General features: G+C 70.9%; 16 protein-coding genes. 11 read left to right on the forward strand and 5 right to left on the reverse strand.

From position 1 onward, the window contains the following. The first annotated feature begins 69 nt into the window (after positions 1-69). Together fxsT (ACGFNP_RS53830) and fxsT (ACGFNP_RS53835) are read left to right on the forward strand one after the other, a co-directional pair. A complete protein-coding gene (gene fxsT, locus ACGFNP_RS53830; RefSeq protein ID WP_393331854.1) occupies positions 70-2,598 on the forward strand; it encodes an FxSxx-COOH system tetratricopeptide repeat protein in 2,529 nt (842 codons plus the stop codon). Between the two features lie 340 nt (positions 2,599-2,938). Next, positions 2,939-5,428 carry an FxSxx-COOH system tetratricopeptide repeat protein gene (gene fxsT / locus ACGFNP_RS53835; protein ID WP_358321729.1) on the forward strand — a complete coding sequence of 830 codons (2,490 nt, stop codon included), beginning with the start codon at positions 2,939-2,941 and terminating at the stop codon, positions 5,426-5,428. Here the strand turns inward: fxsT (ACGFNP_RS53835) and ACGFNP_RS53840 are convergent. Beyond that, positions 5,388-6,692: an HEXXH motif domain-containing protein gene (locus tag ACGFNP_RS53840; protein WP_358321732.1), complete on the reverse strand. Its 1,305-nt coding sequence runs from the start codon at positions 6,690-6,692 to the stop codon at positions 5,388-5,390. The two genes, fxsT (ACGFNP_RS53835) and ACGFNP_RS53840, sit on opposite strands and share 41 nt — an antisense overlap. Beyond that, a complete protein-coding gene (locus tag ACGFNP_RS53845) occupies positions 6,689-7,858 on the reverse strand; it encodes an FxsB family cyclophane-forming radical SAM/SPASM peptide maturase (RefSeq protein ID WP_393331858.1) in 1,170 nt (389 codons plus the stop codon). Before ACGFNP_RS53845 ends, ACGFNP_RS53840 begins: the two co-directional genes overlap by 4 nt. A gap of 217 nt (positions 7,859-8,075) precedes the next feature. On the opposite strand from ACGFNP_RS53845, the gene ACGFNP_RS53850 reads away from it, so the two are divergent. After that, positions 8,076-8,843: a pectate lyase gene (locus ACGFNP_RS53850; RefSeq protein ID WP_393331861.1), complete on the forward strand. Its 768-nt coding sequence runs from the start codon at positions 8,076-8,078 to the stop codon at positions 8,841-8,843. Positions 8,844-8,887: 44 nt separating this feature from the next. On the opposite strand, the gene ACGFNP_RS53855 is transcribed toward ACGFNP_RS53850, so the two are convergent. Then, positions 8,888-10,237 carry an MFS transporter gene (locus tag ACGFNP_RS53855; RefSeq protein WP_393331864.1) on the reverse strand — a complete coding sequence of 450 codons (1,350 nt, stop codon included), beginning with the start codon at positions 10,235-10,237 and terminating at the stop codon, positions 8,888-8,890. Between the two features lie 193 nt (positions 10,238-10,430). Between ACGFNP_RS53855 and ACGFNP_RS53860 the strand changes: the two genes are divergently transcribed. From ACGFNP_RS53860 to ACGFNP_RS53885, 6 genes are all read left to right on the forward strand, one after another. Then, positions 10,431-11,081, forward strand: a complete 651-nt coding sequence (locus ACGFNP_RS53860) for a GntR family transcriptional regulator (protein ID WP_358321745.1) — start codon at positions 10,431-10,433, stop codon at positions 11,079-11,081. Between the two features lie 57 nt (positions 11,082-11,138). Next, positions 11,139-11,891, forward strand: a complete 753-nt coding sequence (locus ACGFNP_RS53865; protein ID WP_358321748.1) for a PIG-L deacetylase family protein — start codon at positions 11,139-11,141, stop codon at positions 11,889-11,891. After that, a complete protein-coding gene (locus ACGFNP_RS53870) occupies positions 11,888-12,598 on the forward strand; it encodes a 4-carboxy-4-hydroxy-2-oxoadipate aldolase/oxaloacetate decarboxylase (protein WP_358321751.1) in 711 nt (236 codons plus the stop codon). The genes ACGFNP_RS53865 and ACGFNP_RS53870 overlap by 4 nt, the downstream gene beginning before the upstream one ends. A 34-nt stretch (positions 12,599-12,632) precedes the next feature. After that, positions 12,633-13,715: a 4-oxalomesaconate tautomerase gene (locus tag ACGFNP_RS53875; RefSeq protein WP_393331868.1), complete on the forward strand. Its 1,083-nt coding sequence runs from the start codon at positions 12,633-12,635 to the stop codon at positions 13,713-13,715. Positions 13,716-13,726: 11 nt separating this feature from the next. Further along, on the forward strand, positions 13,727-14,677 hold the full coding sequence (locus ACGFNP_RS53880) for a catechol 2,3-dioxygenase (protein WP_358321756.1): 951 nt from the start codon (positions 13,727-13,729) through the stop codon (positions 14,675-14,677). 110 nt (positions 14,678-14,787) lie between these two features. Next, positions 14,788-15,696, forward strand: coding sequence for an LLM class F420-dependent oxidoreductase (locus tag ACGFNP_RS53885; RefSeq protein WP_358321759.1), 909 nt, complete (start codon positions 14,788-14,790; stop codon positions 15,694-15,696). 5 nt (positions 15,697-15,701) lie between these two features. Here ACGFNP_RS53885 and ACGFNP_RS53890 read toward each other — a convergent pair whose 3' ends face one another. Continuing rightward, positions 15,702-16,478 (reverse strand): STAS domain-containing protein, encoded by a 777-nt coding sequence (locus ACGFNP_RS53890; RefSeq protein ID WP_393331872.1) that lies wholly within the window; start codon positions 16,476-16,478, stop codon positions 15,702-15,704. Further along, complete coding sequence (locus ACGFNP_RS53895) at positions 16,468-17,337, reverse strand: MEDS domain-containing protein (protein WP_358321765.1); 870 nt, start codon at positions 17,335-17,337, stop codon at positions 16,468-16,470. The genes ACGFNP_RS53890 and ACGFNP_RS53895 overlap by 11 nt, the downstream gene beginning before the upstream one ends. 251 nt (positions 17,338-17,588) lie before the next feature. Here ACGFNP_RS53895 and ACGFNP_RS53900 point away from each other — a divergent pair, with 251 nt between their 5' ends. Beyond that, on the forward strand, positions 17,589-18,224 hold the full coding sequence (locus ACGFNP_RS53900) for a hypothetical protein (RefSeq protein WP_358321768.1): 636 nt from the start codon (positions 17,589-17,591) through the stop codon (positions 18,222-18,224). 73 nt (positions 18,225-18,297) lie between these two features. Then, a complete protein-coding gene (locus ACGFNP_RS53905; RefSeq protein ID WP_358321771.1) occupies positions 18,298-19,251 on the forward strand; it encodes an alpha/beta hydrolase in 954 nt (317 codons plus the stop codon). Positions 19,252-19,300 lie beyond the last annotated feature (49 nt).

Here is a 19,300-nt window from a genome sequence, read left to right on the forward strand (position 1 = left end):
AATGTTCGAGCGACGCGAAACCCTCTACGATAGGCGGGATGCGGTCGTCAGCGACCCCGGAGGCGTGACGTGACAGGTTCGCAGCCAGAGTCCGTCCGGACGTCGGGACGGGTTCCCGAGGTCTGGGGCAAGGTCCCCGCCCGCAACGTCAACTTCACCGGCCGGTCCGTCCTGCTCGAACGCTTGCACGCGGGCCTGTCCACCGAGGTGACCGCGGTCGTCCCGCACGCCCTGCACGGCCTGGGCGGGGTGGGCAAGACCCAGCTCGCGGTCGAGTACGCACACCGGTTCAGGTCCGAATACGACGTGGTGTGGTGGATCCCCGCCGACCAGCCCGTCCTGGTCAAGTCGTCGCTGGCCGGTCTGGCGCCGCATCTCGGCCTGCAGGCCGCCACCCGGAGCGGGGCCGAGGACGCGGCGGACGCGGTGCTCGACGCCCTGCGCCGCGGCGAACCGTACGACCGCTGGCTCCTGGTCTTCGACAACGCCGACCAGCCGGAGGAGATCAGCGAGCTCATCCCTCAGGGGCCGGGGCAGGTGATCGTCACCTCGCGCAACCACCGCTGGCAGGGCATCGTCGACACCGTCGCGGTGGACGTCTTCGACCGCCAGGAGAGTGTGGAGTTCCTCTCCAGACGCGCGGCACTGTCCAGCACCGACGCCGACCGGCTCGCCGAGCAGCTCGGTGACCTCCCGCTGGCGCTGGAGCAGGCCGGCGCGCTGCACGTGGAGACCGGCATCTCGGTGGACGACTACCTCCGGCTGCTCAAGGAGCAGACCAGCGCACTGCTCTCGGAGAGCAAGCCGTCCGAATACCCGATGCCCATGACCGCCGCCTGGGCGCTGTCGGTCGCGCAACTACGCAGCAAGCTGCCCGAGGCCGTCGACGTGCTGCGCTGCTGCGCCTTCTTCGGCCCGGAGCCGATTCCCCGCGACGTCTTCCGCCGGGCCGGCCATCAGGCGTCCGACGCCAGGTTGAGCAGCATCTTCGGTGACACGATCCTGCTCACCAGGGCGATCAGGGAGCTGGGCAGGTTCGCGCTGGCGACCATCGACTCGCAGGCGCGCACGATCCAGGTGCACCGGCTGGTCCAGGCGCTGCTGCGGGACGAGCTGGACGAGGACGAGCGCCGCCGCTTCCGGCACGAGGTGCACCTCCTGCTCGCCGGCGCGGCGCCGAAGGTGCCCGACGAGACGGCCAGCTGGGGGCGTTACAACGAGCTGATCGCGCACATCCTGCCCTCGCAGGTGGCCGACTGCGCCGAACCGGCGGTCCGCACCATGGTCCGCGACGTCCTCTACTACCTCTATCGATCAGGCAACTACCAGTCCGCGCGGATCTTCGCGGAGCGGTTCGTGGAGAGCTGGACCGAGAGGTCGGGGCCCGAGCACCCCGACGTGCTGATTGCCCAGCGCCACCTCGGCGGCATCATCCGCGAGCTGGGCGAATACCGGGCCGCCTACGATCTCGACAGCGCCACGCTGGCCAAGATGACCGAGGTGCTCGGCCCGGAGGACCGCGAGACCCTGGTGCTCAGCAGCGGGTTCGCGGCCGACCTCCGGGCCGCCGGCGACTGGTCGGCGGCCAGGGAGCTGGACGAGCGGCTGCAGACCCAGCACACGACCGTGTTCGGCGAGCAGGCGCCGGCGACCCTGCAGATCATGAACAACCTGGCCATCGACTACGGCCTCAACAGCGACTACACGGCGGCCAGGGCGCTGCATGACGTCGTGCACCGCAAGCAGAACGAGAGCGAGGAGCGGATCGGCGAGGCCGACGTGCTCAACAACTGGAACGGCCTGGCCAGGTCCGTCCGGCTGAGCGGCGACTCGCGGGAGGCGGTCGACCTCGGTGAGGACGCCTACGCCTACGGCGTCCAGGAACTCGGCGCCGAGCACCTGTGGACCCTGAAGACGGCCCGCGACCTGTCGATCGCCAAGCGCAGGGCCGGCGACTTCGACGGGTCGCTCGAACTCGCCAAGGACGTGCACGCGCGCCTGCAGCGCATCATGGGCGACCACCATCCCGAGACGGTCGCCGCGGCCAGCAACCTGTCCAACGCCCTGCGCGCGACCGGCGACATCAACGCCGCCTACGACATCGCCGAGCAGGCGGTGGCGAGATACCAGGCCATCTACGGCGACACCCACCCCTATGTGTACGGCTGCGCGACCAATCTGGCGGTCCTGCAGCGGCTGCGCGGCGACGCCGACGTGGCCATGCACACCGACGAGCGGGCGCTGACCGGCCTCGACGACCGGCTCGGACGTGACCATCACTACGCCCTGACCTGCGCCGTCAACCTCGCCAGCGACCATGCCGCCCTGGACGACCACGAGGAGGCGATGCGGCTGGGCCGCGAGACGCTCGACCGGCTGCGCGGGATCTTCAGCGCCGAATACCCGCTGCTGCTCGCCTGCCTGGCCAACCTGGTCCTCGACACCCGCGCGTGCGGCCGGCAGGAGGAGGCCGACGCGCTGTACGCCGAGGCCAAGCGCGGTTACGCCGGAGCCATGGGCCTCGATCATCCCGACGCGCGGCTCGCCTTGGACGAGGGCGCGCGCATGGACTGCGACTTCGACCCGCCCCCCATCTGATCCGGCCCCGGTTGGGCGCCTCTCATCGCCATCGCGAAGTCGTGATATAAGACCGCGTGATCGCACTGGCGCGCCTTGCGCAGCGTAAGTCGAAGCCCCAGGAACAGGATCAGGAAACGCAGCGCGCCCAGCAGAAAAGTGGCGGCCGAGAAAAGCAGCACGGTTTCGGGCCACATTGTGCCTCCCTTGCGATATGTCCTGTATTCAGGGAAGCCGGGGGTTGGGGTGTCCCGCAATGATCCGGGTCAATGCTGGACGAGCTGGTACATCTCCTTGGTGGAACGCTCCGATAAAGCGGATAATCCTGAATGACTTCGTACGAAATCCGACAGGGGGGACGATGCCCGAAGAATCCCTCCAGGCTTTCCTCGCCGCTCTCAGCGAACTACGCGGGCGGGCCGGCGGCCCCTCCTACCGCGAACTGCGGCGGCTCAATCCCGAGCGGCTGGCTCCCAGCACGGTGCAGAGCCTGCTGGAGGGCGACCGCAAGCGACCGCCCTCCTGGCCGCTCGTCGACGCGTTCGTCCGCGCCTGCCTGGCCTTCGGGCGGGAGAACGGGCTGCGTCTGGAGGACGATGAGGAGGCCTACGTCCGCGAGTGGCTGGACCGGCACCGGAGCGTTTCCGCGAGCATGAGTCAGGCGGCCGAGCCGGCACCGGACGACCGGGACGATTCGCTGCCGCGGATCCTGGGCGGCGGCACGCCGCCGGTCCGGGGCCACTTCTCCGGCCGCCGGAGACTGCTCGCCGAACTCGACACCGCGATGCTCGCGCAGACGGACTGGCCGGTGTGCCTGGTCGGGCCCGGCGGGCACGGGAAGACCCAGCTCGCCTCCGAGTACATCAGCCAGCATGCGTCCAGGTACGTGGCCGTCTGGTGGATCAGGGCCGAGCAACCGAGCCTGATCCGGACCGATCTGGCCTCGCTCGGCAGGCGGCTGAACGCGGACATCGGCGAGGCCGAGATCGTCGCGGAGACGCTGAAGCTGCTGCGGGAGGACTCCCGCTGGGCGCCGTGGATGATGGTGTTCGACAACGCCGGGCAGCCGGAGACCGTGGGGGCGTTCCTGCCGCGCGGCCGGTCGGGGCACGTGCTCATCACCTCCCGCGAGCCCGCGTGGGACGAGGTCGCCGTCCCCATCGAGGTCGGTGCGTTCGAGCGCGGGGACAGTGTCGAGCTGCTCACCCGGCGGGTGCCCGGGATGTCCGTCGACGAGGCCGGGCAGGTGGCCGAGGAACTGGAGGACATGCCGCTCGGCGTCGTGCAGGCGGTCGCCTACATCAAGGGCTCCGGTCTGGCCCCCGCGGCCTACCTCGCGCGGCTGCGCGAGCAGCCCGGCCGGATGCTGGACAAGCATCCGCCGGTCGACTACGGGCGCGGCCTGGCGTCGGCGTGGGACCTGGGCTTCGAGACGCTCAGGCAGACCTGCCCGGAGGCCCTGTACCTGCTGCAGCGCTGCGCGTTCCTGCGGCCGGAGTCGATCTCGCACGGGCTGCTGCGCCAGGGCAGCCTGCCGTTGCCGGGCGAGTCGGCCGCCGTGTTCCAGGATCCCGTGCTGGCCGACAACGCGATCCGGGCGCTCACCCGCTACGGGTTCGTCCGTCTGGCCGGGCGGGGCACGGTCCAGGTGCACCGCCTGCTCCAGTCGACGGTCAAGGAACGCATGACCGGCGAGGAACAGGAGCGGGCCCGGCGCGACGTCCACCGGCTGCTGGCCGGATCCGACTGCGGCGATCCGGAGGACCGGGCGAACTTCCCCCGCTACGCCGAACTGGCCGGCCACGCCGAGGCGTCGTCCCTGGCCGACTCCGCGGACGAGGACGTGCGGGGCTTCGTCGCCCGGCTGGTCACGTACTTCCGGGCGATCAACGACGGGGAGGGCGCCGAGCGCTACAGCGGCGTCGCGCCCGAAGCCGGGGCCCGCACGGCCGTCTACGACAGCGCGGTCCCCCGGCCATCCCCCGCGCCCGCCGTGCCGCGCAGGGCGCTCATGGCGCGGGAGATGGAAGGTGACGACTGGGCGCGGCTGATCTACCAGGTGACCACGGGCGACTGCACCCCGATCGTCGGCAGCGACATCTCCCGGGAGAAGGCGGCCAGGGTACGGGCGATGAGCTGGGAGTGGGCCGGCCGGCTCGGCTACCCGTTCGCGGACCCGTGGAACTTCGAGTCCGTGCTCGACTACGCGGTGACGCTGCCCGACCAGTCGGCCATGGCCGAGGAGATCCTCGAAGGGCTGAAGCGGGAATGGGAGCAGCAGGACACGGAGGACCCGCACGCCTTTCTCGCGAACGTGCCCGCCACCTCCTTCCTGACCACCAGTTACCACGGCCAGCTCACGCAGTCGCTGCTGCGCGCAGGCAGGGAGCCCGTGATGAAGGTGCTGCCGTGGCGGCCGGAGCTCGCGGCGGCGGAGCCGGTGGTCGCGCCCACTCCCGAGCGGCCCCTGGTGTGCCATCTGGCCGGCTCGTACGACCTGCCGGGCTCGCTGGTGCTGTCCGAGAGCGACCGCCTGAGGTGCCTGCGGGTCGAGCACCGCAGATGGTCGGCGGACATCGTCGGGGCGCTGGTGACGTACCCGTTCCTGATGATCGGGTACAACCCGCGGTCGTCGTCGTTCGACCTGCTGATGTCCCTCCTGTCGGGTGTCTCCACCCCCAGGAGGAACATCATGGTGCTGTACGATCCGGGCCCCGGCGGGATGGAGGAGGCCGCCAGGAAATATCACCTGGCCCGGATCGCCCGGCTGAACATGCGCGCGGCCGTCTTCTGGGGAGACGCCCGCGACTTCATCCAGGAACTGTCACGCCGCCTGGAGACGACGGCGTGACCCCGTTGCGCTCCTCCCACATCGCGCGGTGGGCCGCGGCGTCCCGGTGCGCCTTCTCGATGGCCTCGCCGGAGACCTCCTCGTCCCGCCAGGCCCGCAGGGTCGCGGCCATCCGGGCGACGAAGCGCTCGCCGGGCGAGGTGAGGAACCCGCTCTCGGCGATCACCCGGGTCGCCCCCACCGCGGCCTCCCACCACCGGTAGAACTCGGCGCTCGCGGCGAGCGCGGCCTCGCCCTGCTCGTGCCGCCGCTGCCTGCGCCAGAACCCGCTGACCCCGACGTAGGCGTACGCGCCCTGGAACAGGCCGCCCAGCGGGCGGGGATCATCGCGCCACGGCGCGTAGTAGCGCCTGTCGCCGGACGGCCGCAGCAAGGGGATCACGTCGAGCAGCGCCGACAGCTTCCCGTGCTGGACCTCGTGCGCGAACGTCAGCGCCAGCGTCGTCGCGTCGGGCGGCGTGGACAGCGCGACGCAGCCGAAGGCCTCACGGGAACTGCCGCTGATCTGGTCGCCCGGGACGTCGGTCAGCGGCGTCAGCACGCTCGTGGCCACGGACACCTCTTCGGCGACGGTCGGGTGATGGGCGAGCAGCAGCTCCCACGCGCTCCGCAGCGCCGCCCGCCAGACGGCCAGCTCGTCCTCGGACAGCCGGTCCGCGGCCAGCCGGGCGCCGGGCATCCGGTACGGGTCGAGGTCGTCGACGCAGAGCGTGAGGGTCCTGCCCTGGGCCGTGACCTCCAGGTGCCGCAGCGCCTGCCAGCCGGGGGCGTCCTGGTGGGGGTCGTCGGGGAGGCGTACCGTCTCGTCGCCGATCACCTCCACCGGGCCGCCCGCGCGGCGCACCCTCGCCGACGGACCGGCGAGTACGGCGCGGCCGAGCGACGGCAGCGTGATGCCGCCTTCGTCGGCGGGCACCTCGATCTCGAAGTCCATGCCCGAACGGACGGCGGCCGCGGCGGCGACGGCCGCGAGCCGGGCGGGCGAGTGCCCGCCGGCCCCGGTCGCCAGTGCGTGGTAGGTGCGCCAGGCCCAGGCGCCGACGGCGGGATGGCGGAGCACGGCGTCCACCGCGCGCGGCCGATGCCCCTGGGCCGCGCTCAGCAGCCGGTACGCCTCCGGGGCCGCCCGGCCCACCCCGTGGAGGAGCAGGACGTGCTTGCTGTGCTGGGCGCCGAGCAGGAGGCGAGCCGCCTCCGCGCCCCCGCCGCCCGAGCCGAGCGCCTGGAAGTGCTCGTCCGGGATGATGTGGTGCTTGAGGCTCATCGGCGCCCTTCCAGCAGGGTGGCGACGTCGCGCTGGACTTCGCCGCGGATGTGGTCGATCAGGCGGAACAGGTCGTCGCAGTAGACCGAGCGATTGCCGAAGCCGTTGTCCGGGTCGTAGCGGTGCGCGTACAGGCCACCGCCACAGACGGACAGGACTGGGCAGTCCCGGCATTCCTTCGCGAGGGTCTCGGCGCCGAGCTGGCGGGTCATGACGGCCGGATGCCGCAGCACCGCGTCGAAGGTGTCGCGGGCGACGTGGAATCCGGTGACCGGCGCGCCGGGATAGGCGGACTTCAAGGTGTCGGACTGCTGGATGCCGCCGTCGGCCTCGATCACCACCATCCGGGCCGGCCCCAGTCCCAGGGTCTCGCTCGACGACGTGCCGCCCATGAGGAGGTGCAGGATATCGGCGAACAGCCGCACCTCGGTCTCCCTGTGCGCCGCGCCGTACCACCGGTCGAAGATCGGGATCAGCCAGTCCGCGTACGGCGTCGCGCCGTCCGCGGCGGGCAGGCCGGGCGGCGGCTCGGCCCAGTTGCCGTGCGGCAGCAGGAAGTCGATCCGGGGCGGCCCGGACGCGAGCAGCGCCTCGTAGGTGGTGAGGGGATCATTGTCGAGGTCGACGGTGCAGAGCAGCCCGCCGTACAGGTGGAGATAGCGCTCGGTGAGCAGGTCGAGCGCGGCGGAGACGGTGGCGTGGCTACCGCTCCCGTCGGCCCGCCGCCGATGCCGGTCGTGATCGTCGGCGCCGCCGTCCATGCTGACGCCGACGCGGATCCCGAGATCATCGAACAGCTTCAGGTACGTCTCGTCGAGGCGCATCCCGTTGGTCTGCAGGCTGACGTCGAGCCGGACGCCCGGCCCCAGGGCCTGCCGGACGGCACGGACGGTATGGGCGATGTGGTCGGCACCGGCGAGGAGCGGCTCCCCGCCATGCAGGATCAGGTGGACGGAAGGCATCCGGTGCGCGTGAGCATGCTCAGCGATCCGGAAGGCGGTGTGTGCGATGACGGCCTTTGAAACCCGACGCGGCTGCTCTTTCCAGCTTTGATCGGCCATTTCATAGACATAACAATAATCGCACCTCAGGTCGCATCTACTGTGTATTTTTAGGATGAACTGGCACAAAGGCCACGGCTGCCATCCTTCATTCGAGCGTGACACGTGGCGGAACCTTACGCTTATTCATTCGGCAGTGGCCACTTGACGCACACGGAAGCCCTCGGACCTGAAAGTTTCACTCTGGGCAAAGGGCTCTGTCATGCCCTGGCCAGCCACGACGCCTTCTTGCCGAAGGCCGGCTCCAAGGTCCACATTGACCGCCGGAAAGCGCTTTCCTAGATTGACGGTCATGTGGACGAGCATCCGCAGGGAGGCAACGGTGAGAAGCACGATCCTGGCCATGACAGCAGCAGCACTGGCCCTGGCCTGCACCGTCGGAAGCGGGCCGGTGGCATCCGCCGCCACCTGGCCGACGCCGAGCGGCCAGCAGCCGGTCAGCGCGACGATCAGCGTGTCGGGCACGCGCGACGGCAACATGGTCCGCTACTACGGCACCGGGCCCCTGGGCAGCGGCGGGCAGGAAGAGGGACAGAGCCCGATCTTCAAGCTGGCCAACGGCGCGGTGCTGAAGAACGTCATCATCGGCGCCCCGGCGGCCGACGGCATCCACTGCACGGGCACCTGCACGCTCCAGAACGTCTGGTGGGAGGACGTCGGCGAGGACGCCGCCACCTTCAAGGGAACCTCGTCGTCCCAGACGATGACGATCGACGGCGGCGGGGCCAGGGCGGCCAGCGACAAGGTCTTCCAGCACAACGGCCCCGGCACCATGTACATCAGGAACTTCCAGGTGGAGACTTTCGGCAAGCTCTACCGTTCCTGCGGAAACTGCTCCAGCCAGTACGCGCGGCACGTCGTGATCTCCAACGTCACCGCCACGTACCCGGGCAAGACGCTGGCCGGCATCAACACCAACTACGGCGACACCGCCAGGTTCTCCGGCATCACGATCGTCGGCGACTCCGGCAAGAAGATCGTGATCTGCGAGAAGTACAAGGGCGTGACCAGCGGCGAACCCACCAAGATCGGCAGCGGCGCCGACGGCGTCAACTGCTTCTACGCCGCCTCGGACATCACCTACCGGTGACCCACCGGCGGGCGCGGCTCCCCGAAGCCGCGCCCGCCGCCGCGTCAGGTGACCACGGGCCGCCCGGAAGGGACGGACGGGGTGGCCGGCGCGGAAGGCTTGGCGCCGCGGCCGCTCAGCGTGATCATGACCGAGCCGAAGACCGCGGTGATGGCGAACACGGTGAAGCCCCAGCTCTGCGCGTGGTTGGCCAGCAGGACGCCGCCCAGCCAGGGGCCGAAGACCGCGCCGAAACGGCCCATGCCGGCGGTCCAGCCCAGGGCGGTGGCCCGGCTCTCGGTGGCGAAGCGCCCGGCGACCGCCGCGTACACCATCGTCTGGGCGCTGAACAACCACACACCGGTGAGGAAGACGACGATGTAGGTGATCGGCAGAGGCATGCGGATGCCCAGCAGGAAGGTGCCGACGGCGGTGAGCGCGAACCACAGCGCGGAGACGCGGGTGGCGCCGAAGCGGTCGGCGATCCGCCCCGCGACGAGCATGCCCACGATGCCGCCCAGGTTGATGACGAGCAGGAAGCCCAGTGCGGAGCCGAGTTCGTAGCCGTTGGCGCGCATCATGGTCGGCAGCCAGGTGTTCACGCCGTAGACCAGCAGCAGGCCGCCGAAGGAGGCGAACCAGAACAGCAGGGTGGGCAGCCACAGGGAGTTCTGGAACAGGCCGCGCAGGCCGGCCCAGCGGTCGGCGCGGGCGGCCGAGGCGTCCTGAGTGGCGGGGAACTCGGCCAGATCGACGCCGTGCCTGCGGGCGAGCGCCTCTGCTTCGTCGCGGCGGCCACGGGTCACCAGGAAGCCCAGCGACTCAGGGAGGAACCGCGCGACGAGCGGCACCGCGATGATCAGCGGCACGACCCCCACCCAGTACAGCGAGCGCCAGCCGAAGGGCGCCACCAGCCACAGGCTCAGCGCTGAGGCGAGGATGCCGCCCGCGTGGTGGGCGGTCATGAGCACGCCGATCATGAGGTTGCCGCGGCCGCGCGGGGCGTACTCGACGACCATGGCGATCGCGATGGGCAGCAGGCCGCCGAGACCGAGACCGGCCAGGAGGCGGCCGAAGCCGAACACGCCGAGCGACGGCGCGGCGGCGCACACGGCCGAGGCGATCGAGAACAGCGCGCAGCAGCCGGCGATGACCTTCTTACGGCCCGCCAAGTCGGTGACGGTGCCCGCGGCGAGCGCCCCGATGAGCATGCCGAAGGTGGCGTAGCTGCCGATCTCGCCGCCCTTCGCGGCGGTCAGGCCCAGGGTGGGGTCGTCGAGCATCTTCGGCAGTACGGCTCCGTACATGAACATGTCGAGCCCGTCGAAGAGCACGACCATCCAGCACAAGGCGATCACCAGGACGACGAGCCTGGTGGGCCGTCCCGAGGCGACGGCGGGTGGGGTGGAGGACATCCTGATTCCTCTCGGAGGGGTTTCCTGGGGGGCTGGAATCGCGATCAGGTGGGGCGGCGGTGGGTGCGGGCCGGCCCGGTGCCGCCGACCGTAACTTGCCATAATCCTGTTGGCAATATGACGAACAAGATTGTTGACATTTTTGTTGCCCTAGATTTAGCCTCGACACGCACGTACAGAGGAAGGGCGGCCGATGCCGTACGAAGACGGCCCGATCAGCGGTGAACAGGCGAAACAGCACGCACTCACCGGCCTGCGTGAAGCCATCACGCGGGGCGAGATGGCGCCCGCCCAGCGCCTGGTCGAGGGCGAGCTCGCGGAGCGGTTCGGGGTGACCCGAGGGAGCATCCGGGCGGCGCTGATCGACCTGACCGCCGAGGGGCTGGTGGAGCGCATTCACAACCGGGGCGCCCGGGTGCGGGTCGTCTCCGTCGAGGAGGCGGTCGCCATCACCGAGTGCCGGATGGTCCTCGAAGGGCTGTGCGCGGCCAAGGCGGCGGTGCGGGCCACCGACGAGCAGCTGTCCGAGCTCGCCGCCCTGGGCCAGGCGATGGTCAAGGCGGTCGCCGCCGGCGAGCCGCTGACGTACTCGGCGCTCAACCACGAGCTGCACGCCTACATCCGCGACATCTCCGGGCAGCAAGTCGCGGTCGAGTTGTTGCGACGGCTCAACGCCCAGCTGGTCCGGCACCGCTTCCAGCTCGCCCTGCGCCCCGGGCGTCCGCAGAAGTCACTCAACGAGCACCTGGCGCTGATCGAGGCGATCCGTGCCCACGACCCGGAGGCGGCCCAGGTGGCCGCGCACGCCCACCTGGCCAGCGTCATCGCAGCCCTGCGCGAATGACGCCGTCCGCCAGCCACCGACCGCCGCCGCGACCCCCACACACCGAGGAGAACGACAATGACCGACGACGGGAAGCCGGCAGCTCCCGCGCAGTCCACCCTGGTCATCAGCGCGCACGCCGGCGACTTCGTCTGGCGCGCGGGCGGGGCGATCGCCCTGGCCGCCGCGCGGGGCGAGAAGGTGACCATCGTCTGCCTGTCCTTCGGCGAACGCGGCGAGTCCGCGAAGGCCTGGCGCGAAGGCAGATCCCTCGACGAGATCAAACAACTGCGACGGGCCGAGGCCGAGCAGGCCGCCGCGACCCTGGGGGCCGGCATCCGCTTCCTGGACGCCGGTGACTACCCGCTGCGGGAGACGCCGGAGCTCACGGACGCGCTCGTAGGCGTCTACCGCGAGGTGGTGCCGACCGTGGTGCTCACGCATCCGCTGGAGGATCCGTACAACGGCGACCACCCGGCGGCCGCCCGGATGGCGCTGCAGGCCCGCGTCCTGGCCCAGGCGATCGGCTACCCGGCATCGGGTGAGCCGCTCGGCGCCCCGCCGGTGTTCTTCTTCGAGCCCCACCAGCCGGAGATGTGCGGCTTCACCCCGCAGGTGCTGCTCGACATCACCGAGGTCTTCGACACCAAGCGCAAGGCGATGGAGTGCCTGCCCGCCCAGCGGCACATGTGGGACTACTACACCGACCTGGCCACGCGTCGCGGGGTGCAGCTCAAGCGCAATGCCGGCCCGAATCTGGGGCTGCCCCACACGACGTACGGCGAGGCGTACATGCGGCCTTACCCCCAGGTGACGGCGGTGCTGGCATGACCGGAGTGATCGTCACCGGCCCGCCCAGGGCCGATGCCGCCGAGGTGGCCGCGCTGGCGGGGTTCGGGGTGGCCACCGTGCACGAGGCCCTGGGCCGGGCGGGAAGTCTCGGTCCCGGGCTGCGGCCCATCCAGCAGGGCGTGCGCGTCGGCGGCACCGCGGTCACCGTCCTGTGCTGGCCCGGTGACAACCTGATGATCCACGCGGCGGTCGAGCAGTGCCGTGAGGGGGACGTGCTGGTCGTCACCACCACCTCGCCGTCCACGGACGGGATGTTCGGGGAGCTGTTCGCCACGGCGCTGGGGCGGCGCGGCGTGCGCGGGCTGGTGATCGACGCCGGCGTGCGGGACACCGCGGAGCTGCGTGCGATGGGGTTCCCCGTCTGGTCGGCGGCCGTCTGCGCGCAGGGCACGGTCAAGGCGACCGCGGGCTCGGTCAACGTGCCGGTGGTGGTCGGCGGGCAGGTGATCAGGCCCGGCGACGCGGTGCTCGCCGACGACGACGGGGTGATGTGCGTCCCGCGTGACCTCGTCGCCACGGCCGTGAAGGCGGCCGAGGCCAGGGCGGCCAAGGAGGAGGCCGCCCGAGCGGCGTTCGCCGCCGGCGAGCTCGGCCTCGACCGCTACGGCCTGCGCGAGACGCTGGCGCGCCTGGGCGTGCGCTACGTGACGGCGGAGGAGTACGACCGCGAGGGGACGACGACGTGACGACCGAGAAGCGCGACCGCGAGAGGACCGCGACGTGAGCTCCGGTGAGCGCGGCGTGCGCTGCATGCTGATGCGCGGCGGCACCTCCAAGGGGGCTTATTTCCTCGCCGAGGACCTGCCGGCCGACCGGGCGGCACGCGACGACCTGCTGCTGCGCGTCATGGGCAGCCCCGATCCGCGCCAGATCGACGGCCTGGGCGGCGCGCACCCGCTGACCAGCAAGGTGGCCGTCGTCTCCCGCTCCGGCGACGACGCCGCGGACGTCGACTACCTCTTCCTGCAGACGGGCGTCGAGACCGCCGAGGTCACCGACCGGCAGAACTGCGGCAACCTCCTCGCCGGAGTGGGCCCGTTCGCCGTCGAACGCGGACTGGTCCCGGCCGCCGACGGCGAGACCACCGTGCGGATCCGGATGCTCAACACCGGCGAACTGGCCACGGCGACCTTCCCGAGCCCCGGCCGGGTGGTGAGCTACGACGGTTCGACGGAGATCTCCGGCGTGCCGGGGACCGCCGCCGCCATCGTGATCGAGTTCCCCGGCGGCGCGGACCGGCAGCCGCTGCTGCCGACCGGAAACGCCCGCGACGACGTGGCCGGCGTCGAGGTGACGTGCGTGGACAACGGCATGCCGGTGGTCCTCATCCGGGCGGCCGACCTCGGCGTCACGGGGTACGAGAGCCCGGCCGAGCTGGAGGGCGATACCGCGCTCGCCGCCCGGCTGGGCGAGATACGCCTCGCGGCGGGCAAGCTGATGGGTCTCGGCGACGTCCGGGACACGACCGTGCCCAAACTGTCCCTGCTCGCGCCGCCCCGTGACGGTGGCGCCGTCTGCACGCGTACGTTCATCCCGATCCGCTGCCACACCTCCATCGGCGTGCTGGGCGCGGCGAGCGTCGCCGCCGGCCTGCTCGTCCCCGGCGGCACCGGCCGCGACCTCGCCGTGCTCCCCGGCGCCGGGGAGCGGCTGCGCGTCGAGCATCCGACGGGGTTCCTCGACGTCGAGACCGCCGTCGCGGAGGGGCCGTCCGGCTCCCTTCACGCGGCCCGTACGGCCGTCGTCCGCACCGCCCGCAAGATCTTCGACGGCACGGTCCACCCGCGCCCGTCCGACACCTAGAAAGGCTCCTCATGGCCCCGCCGCTGGGGGACATCGCCCATCTCGGCCATGTCCAGCTCCTCACCCCCGACCCCGACCGCAGCCTGTGGTTCTTCACGCAGATGCTCGGCATGACCGAGAGCGGGCGCTCGGGCGACTCGGTCTATCTGCGTACCTGGGACGACTACGAACACCACAGCCTCACGCTCATCGCTCACGACACGTCCGGCATCGGCCGCACGGCGCTGCGGACGTCGAGCGAGGAGGCGCTGAACGCGCGGGTCAAGGCTCTGGAGAACGCCGGCCTGACCGGCGCGTGGGTGGACGACGAGCCCGGGATCGGCCCCCTGTACGTAACCCGCGACCCCGACGGGCACGAGATCGCCCTCTACTGGGAGAGCGAGTGGTATCAGGCGCCGCCCGAGCTGCGCCCCGGGCTGAAGAACCAGCCGCAGGCCAAGCCCGGCCAGGGCGTCGGCGTACGGCGGCTCGACCACGTCAACTTCCTGGCCGCCGAGGTCGCCCCCAACGCCGACTTCACGCACCGGCTGCTCGGGGCCAGGCCCACCGAGCAGATCGTGCTCAACTCCGGCAAGGTCAGCGCGCAGTGGCTGACCTTCACCAACAAGTCGTACGACGTCGTCTACACCGAGGACCGGTCGGGCACGCGGGGACGCCTGCACCACATCGCGTTCGCCACCGACAGTCGCGAGGACATCCTCCGCGCCGCCGACCTGTGCCTCGACAACGGCGTCCACATCGAGACCGGACCGCACAAGCACGCGATCCAGCAGACGTTCTTCCTGTACGTCTACGAGCCCGGCGGCAACCGCATCGAGCTGTGCAACCCGCTCACCCGCCTGGTGCTCGCCCCCGACTGGCCGCTGATCACCTGGACGGAGGAGGAACGCGCCAAGGGACAGGCCTGGGGACTGAAGACCATCGAGTCCTTCCACACACACGGCACCCCTCCGCTCGGCTGAGGTGCCGCGAGATCAAGTCAACCCGTGAATCGGGCATTAACCGGCCCCGGTGATGCGCTACGTATCGTGAGATGCGCGAGTGAACGCATGGTGGAGGTGTGATGCCCGAGATGACGATCGATGTCGCGGCGCTGAAGCGGCGCATGGGCCGAGTAGGGGTCTGGAACAGCACGCTGGGCGGCGAGCCGGCGTCGTTCGAGCGGGAAGCGGCCGCCGAGCTGGAGAGCCTGGGCTTCGGGACGCTGTGGGTGGGCGAGAGCCCGAAGGGCAAGGAAGCGCTGGCCCATTCGGCGATCCTGCTCGGCGCGACGCAACGGATGCTGATCGCCACCGGCATCGCCAACATCTGGGTCCGCGACGCCACCGCCGCCTCGAACGGGGCCAACGCTCTCGGGGAGGCGTTCGACGGCCGCTTCGTGCTCGGCCTGGGCGTGAGCCACGCGCCCTTGGTGTCGTCGAGAGGCCATGATTACCGCAAGCCCGTGTCAGCGATGCGTGCCTACCTCGACGCCATGGACGCGACGGAGTACGACGGCCCGCGGCCGGCCCCGGTCCCGCGGCTGCTGGGCGCCCTTCGCGGCAAGATGCTGGACCTGGCCGCGACGCGTACCCAGGGCGCGCACCCCTATTTCGTCACCCCCGAGCACACCGCGCGCGCCCGCGCGGTCCTCGGCCCCGATCCCGTGCTGGCCCCGGAACAGACGGTCGTGCTCGACACCGACCCGGACCGGGCGCGGCGGACCGCCCGTCGTTTCATGTCCCTCTACCTCGCCCTGCCGAACTACACGAACAACCTGCGCGAGCTGGGCTGGGATGACAAGGATCTCGCCAACGGGGGCAGCGACGCGCTGGTCGACGCCATCGTGGCGTGGGGCGACCCGGAGACGATCATCGGCCGGGTACGGGCTCACCTCGACGCCGGCGCGGACCACGTCTGCGTCCAGCCGCTCGCCGAGACCGCCGGCGACCTGCTGGAGCACCTGCGCGTCCTGGCCCGGAGCGATCTGACCTCGACCTGATCTCGCTAGTCGCCAGGGTTCTCGTAGGTGAACGGGACGAAGCTGAGGGAGTCGAGACGTCCCTTGTACTCGGTGGAGAGCCCAGCCAGGATCATGGTCGCGCCCGGCGTGGCGGCGACGTTCGCCTGCGAGGTGACCAGGGCGGTGATGCCGGTGGAGTCCCAGAACGTCATGCCGCTCAGGTCCAGGACGAGCCGGAGGGAGGTCGTGGTCGAGATCAGGGTCTGGACGGCGGCGATGACGTCGGAGGCGGTCCGCTGGTCGAGGTTCCCCGCCAGGCTCAGGGTGGTGCGGCCGTCGTGGTCGTGCCGGGTCAGCTGGAAGTCCGTATGGACGGGATGGGGAAGGGTGAAGCCGGCGGTGACGACGGTGCCGTCCGGGCCGCGGGTCACGGCGTGGAGGTCGCTCAGGCAGCGGGCCATCCACAGCCCGTGCCCGAACTCGTACGGCCATCCGGGAGTCTCTCGCTCCGGGGACGTGGCGTCGCCGTCGATGACCTCGCAGCGCAGCATGTCGTCCACGACACTCAGGCGCACCCATCCCCTGCCGGAGCCGTACAGGATGACGTTGCTGGCCAGCTCGTGCCCGATGAGCACCAGGTCCGCGCTCCGGCCCTCGGGCAGGCCGGCCCGGATCGCGTGCGCCTCCAGCGTCGCGCGCAGCGCGTACATCGACTCGCGGTCGAAGGGCTGCTCCAGGAGGGTCGCCGGCTCAACAGGCCGCTTCATGTCCCGCTGACCGTCCAGCCCGCCGGACGACGACGGCGGACGGCTAGCCATCATGAGCGGTCACCAAGCTGATCCCGGGCATCGCGGAAGCACCGAGCAGGAGGAATCGCGTGTGGGTCGCAGGGCTGCAGCGGAGTACGGCTCTGCGAGGTGTGGGCAGGCTACGGGCGGCATCTATGATCATACGAGCGCAATACAGGTCAATGAACGACAATTCCGTCATGTTAACGGTGATGTCGCCGTCAACCCGGATGCTTTCGCTCAAGGCCAGCCTGAGCGCGCCTTCGGCCGACCGATCGATCTGCCCGGCCAGCCGGATTCCCGGCGGCGCGTACTGGCGGCAGATACGCAGCAGCGCGTCGTGATGGTAGGTGGCCGCGGCGACCGTGCGGGTGTGATAGCCGGAGACCGAGGCGAGCGTGACCGGGTCGAAGCGTTCGCGGTCGTACTGGCACAGGACCGCGGCGCTGCCACCCGACAGCGTGGCCGCGATCTCCTCCTCGAAGGCCGGCAACTGCTCGATGCCGCTCACGGGCTGTAATGCCCAACTCATGTCGAGCGCCACGCGCAGTCCCGGATAGCCTTCGCGCGCCGTACGCGCTATCTGACCGTGCAGCCACCGCGTGGCGTGCTCCACCGTGAACGCCTGCCCGTCCAGCAGCCCGTCCTGGCAGGCCATGACCTTCATGCGCCCGGCCGTCGTGGCCTCCTGCGCGACCACGCCCCGCCGTCCCAGCTCCGCCAGGCCGCGCGCCGGCTCCTCTGTCAGCCAGACGACGCGCTGACCCTCGGCCAGCCCATCCCGTACGAAGGCCGTGGTGAGGTCGAGCAGCTCCTCGTGCTCGCCGAACGTCAGGCAGGCATGATCGTTGATCGTCAGATCCGTGATCTGCGTTTCAGCTCCGACCGTCACCCATGCCACCTTCCCGATCGCGGCCACCTCCCGGAGCCCGCATCGCTGCGGAACTTAGAGTAGTGATCAACAGGCCGCGGGGCATCCCGACCCCGTGACCCGCCCTACAGGTGTGCCATCTGCCCAAGGGACACCGAGCCACACGTGATACGACGCCGCAGCTCAGCCAGGCCGTCCATGCCGAAGCGGCCGGCGGGTTAATGTCGGCCCGTGCATTCACTGTGTGAGAACGGGCGACCCAAGGGGGCGCTGTGAACACTTCCGCCGGCGACGGCTCAAGGGGGCAGGCGGCCTACCGGCGGTCGGCGGGGTCGCCGCGGGGCGAGGCCAGGCGCCGGGAACTCCTGGACCGCATCACCGATGACCTGGCGATCAACGGGCTCGTGGACTTCTCGCTGCGGCGTGCCGCGCGGGCGGCCGGGACCACGCACAAGGTCCTGCTCTACCACTTCGACGGAGCCGACGACCTGCTCAGACAGGCGATCATCAAGCTGCGCGAAAGACGCATCGGCAACGCGCTGGCCGCCACCACCCGCGAACCCGGCCGCCAGACGCTGGGGACTTGGGTGCGTACCGTGTGGCCCATCCTCATGACGGCGGAGTCGGGACTGCGAGTCCTCGATCAGGCCATCGGCCTGGCGATGTACGACCCCGGCCGCTATGGCTGGCTCGGCAGGGAGGCCTCACGGCAGTACCTGCCCACCCTGGTGTCCATCTGCCCGGCGGGCTGGCCGGAACAGCGCAAGATCGAGATCGCCGAGATGATCCTCGCGACGCTCCGGGGCTTCCTGGTGGAGTGGTCGACCAGCGGGGACACCTCGGGGATCTCCGCGGGGCTGGAGGCCCTGATCCGCGCGCTGGATCGGGAGGAGGCTGCCGGCGCATAGCCGCGCGTGGACAATTTGCGAACCAGGTGGTTCACTTTGCTCGAAGAGGGACGTCAACCACCTGGAGGTCGGCATGCGCATGTCCACGGAGCGGGAGAAGGTCCGCTTCACCAGCGGCGGCACCGAGTGCGTCGCCTGGCACTATCCGGGCGTCAACGGCGCCTGCGTGATCATGGCCGGTGGCGGCGGGGTGACCAAGGAGCCGGGCACCGACCCGTTCGCCAGGCGATTCCACGAAGCCGGCTACACGGTCCTCGCCTTCGACTACCGGCACCTCGGAGAGAGTGGCGGGCGGCCGCGCCAGATCGTGTCCGTCGGCCGGCAACTCGCCGACTGGCAGGCCGCGATCGCCTTCGCCGCGACCCTGCCGGGAGTCGACCCGGCCAGGCTCGCGATCTGGGGCTTCTCCCTGTCCGGCGGTCACGTCTTCCGCGTCGCCGCGCGCAACCCGCACCTGGCGGCGGCGATCGCCCAGACGCCGAACGCCGACGGGCCCGCCGCCGCGCGCGGCGCGGGGCGCCACCAGAGGCCGCTCACGCTGCTGCGCCTCACCGCCCTGAGCCTCCTCGACGCCATGGGCGCTTTGCTCGGCCGCCCGCCCCTGCTGGTGCCGCTCGCCGGCCGGCCGGGGACCCTGGCGCTCCTCACCACGCCGGACTCCGTCGACGGCGACCGGGCCCTCAACCCGGGCAACAGGTATCCCGGCTGGCGGCAGGCGATCGCCACCCGCTCCATGCTGGGTATCGCCTTGTACCGGCCCGGCCGCTTCGCCTCCCGGACCCGGAGTCCGCTGCTGGTCCTCGTGTGTGACCAGGATCAGAGCGCCCTTGCCGAGCCCGCCGCCGCGGCGGCGCGTCGAGCGCCCCGCGGCGAGCTCGTCCGGATGCCCGGTGGCCACTACGAGCCCTTCCTGGACGGGCACGAGCAGGCCGTCGACGCCGAGCTGTCCTTCCTGCGCCGCCACCTGCTCGATCATCGACCGGCGAACGGTCCCGCCGCCGCCACGTCCGCACGGCCCCGACCATGACGGAGATCGAGCTGTCGGAGTTCGTCCGGTGAGCTCGCGCCACTCCGAT

Source organism: Nonomuraea sp. NPDC049269 (assembly GCF_043197155.1).
Taxonomy (GTDB): Bacteria; Actinomycetota; Actinomycetes; order Streptosporangiales; family Streptosporangiaceae; genus Nonomuraea.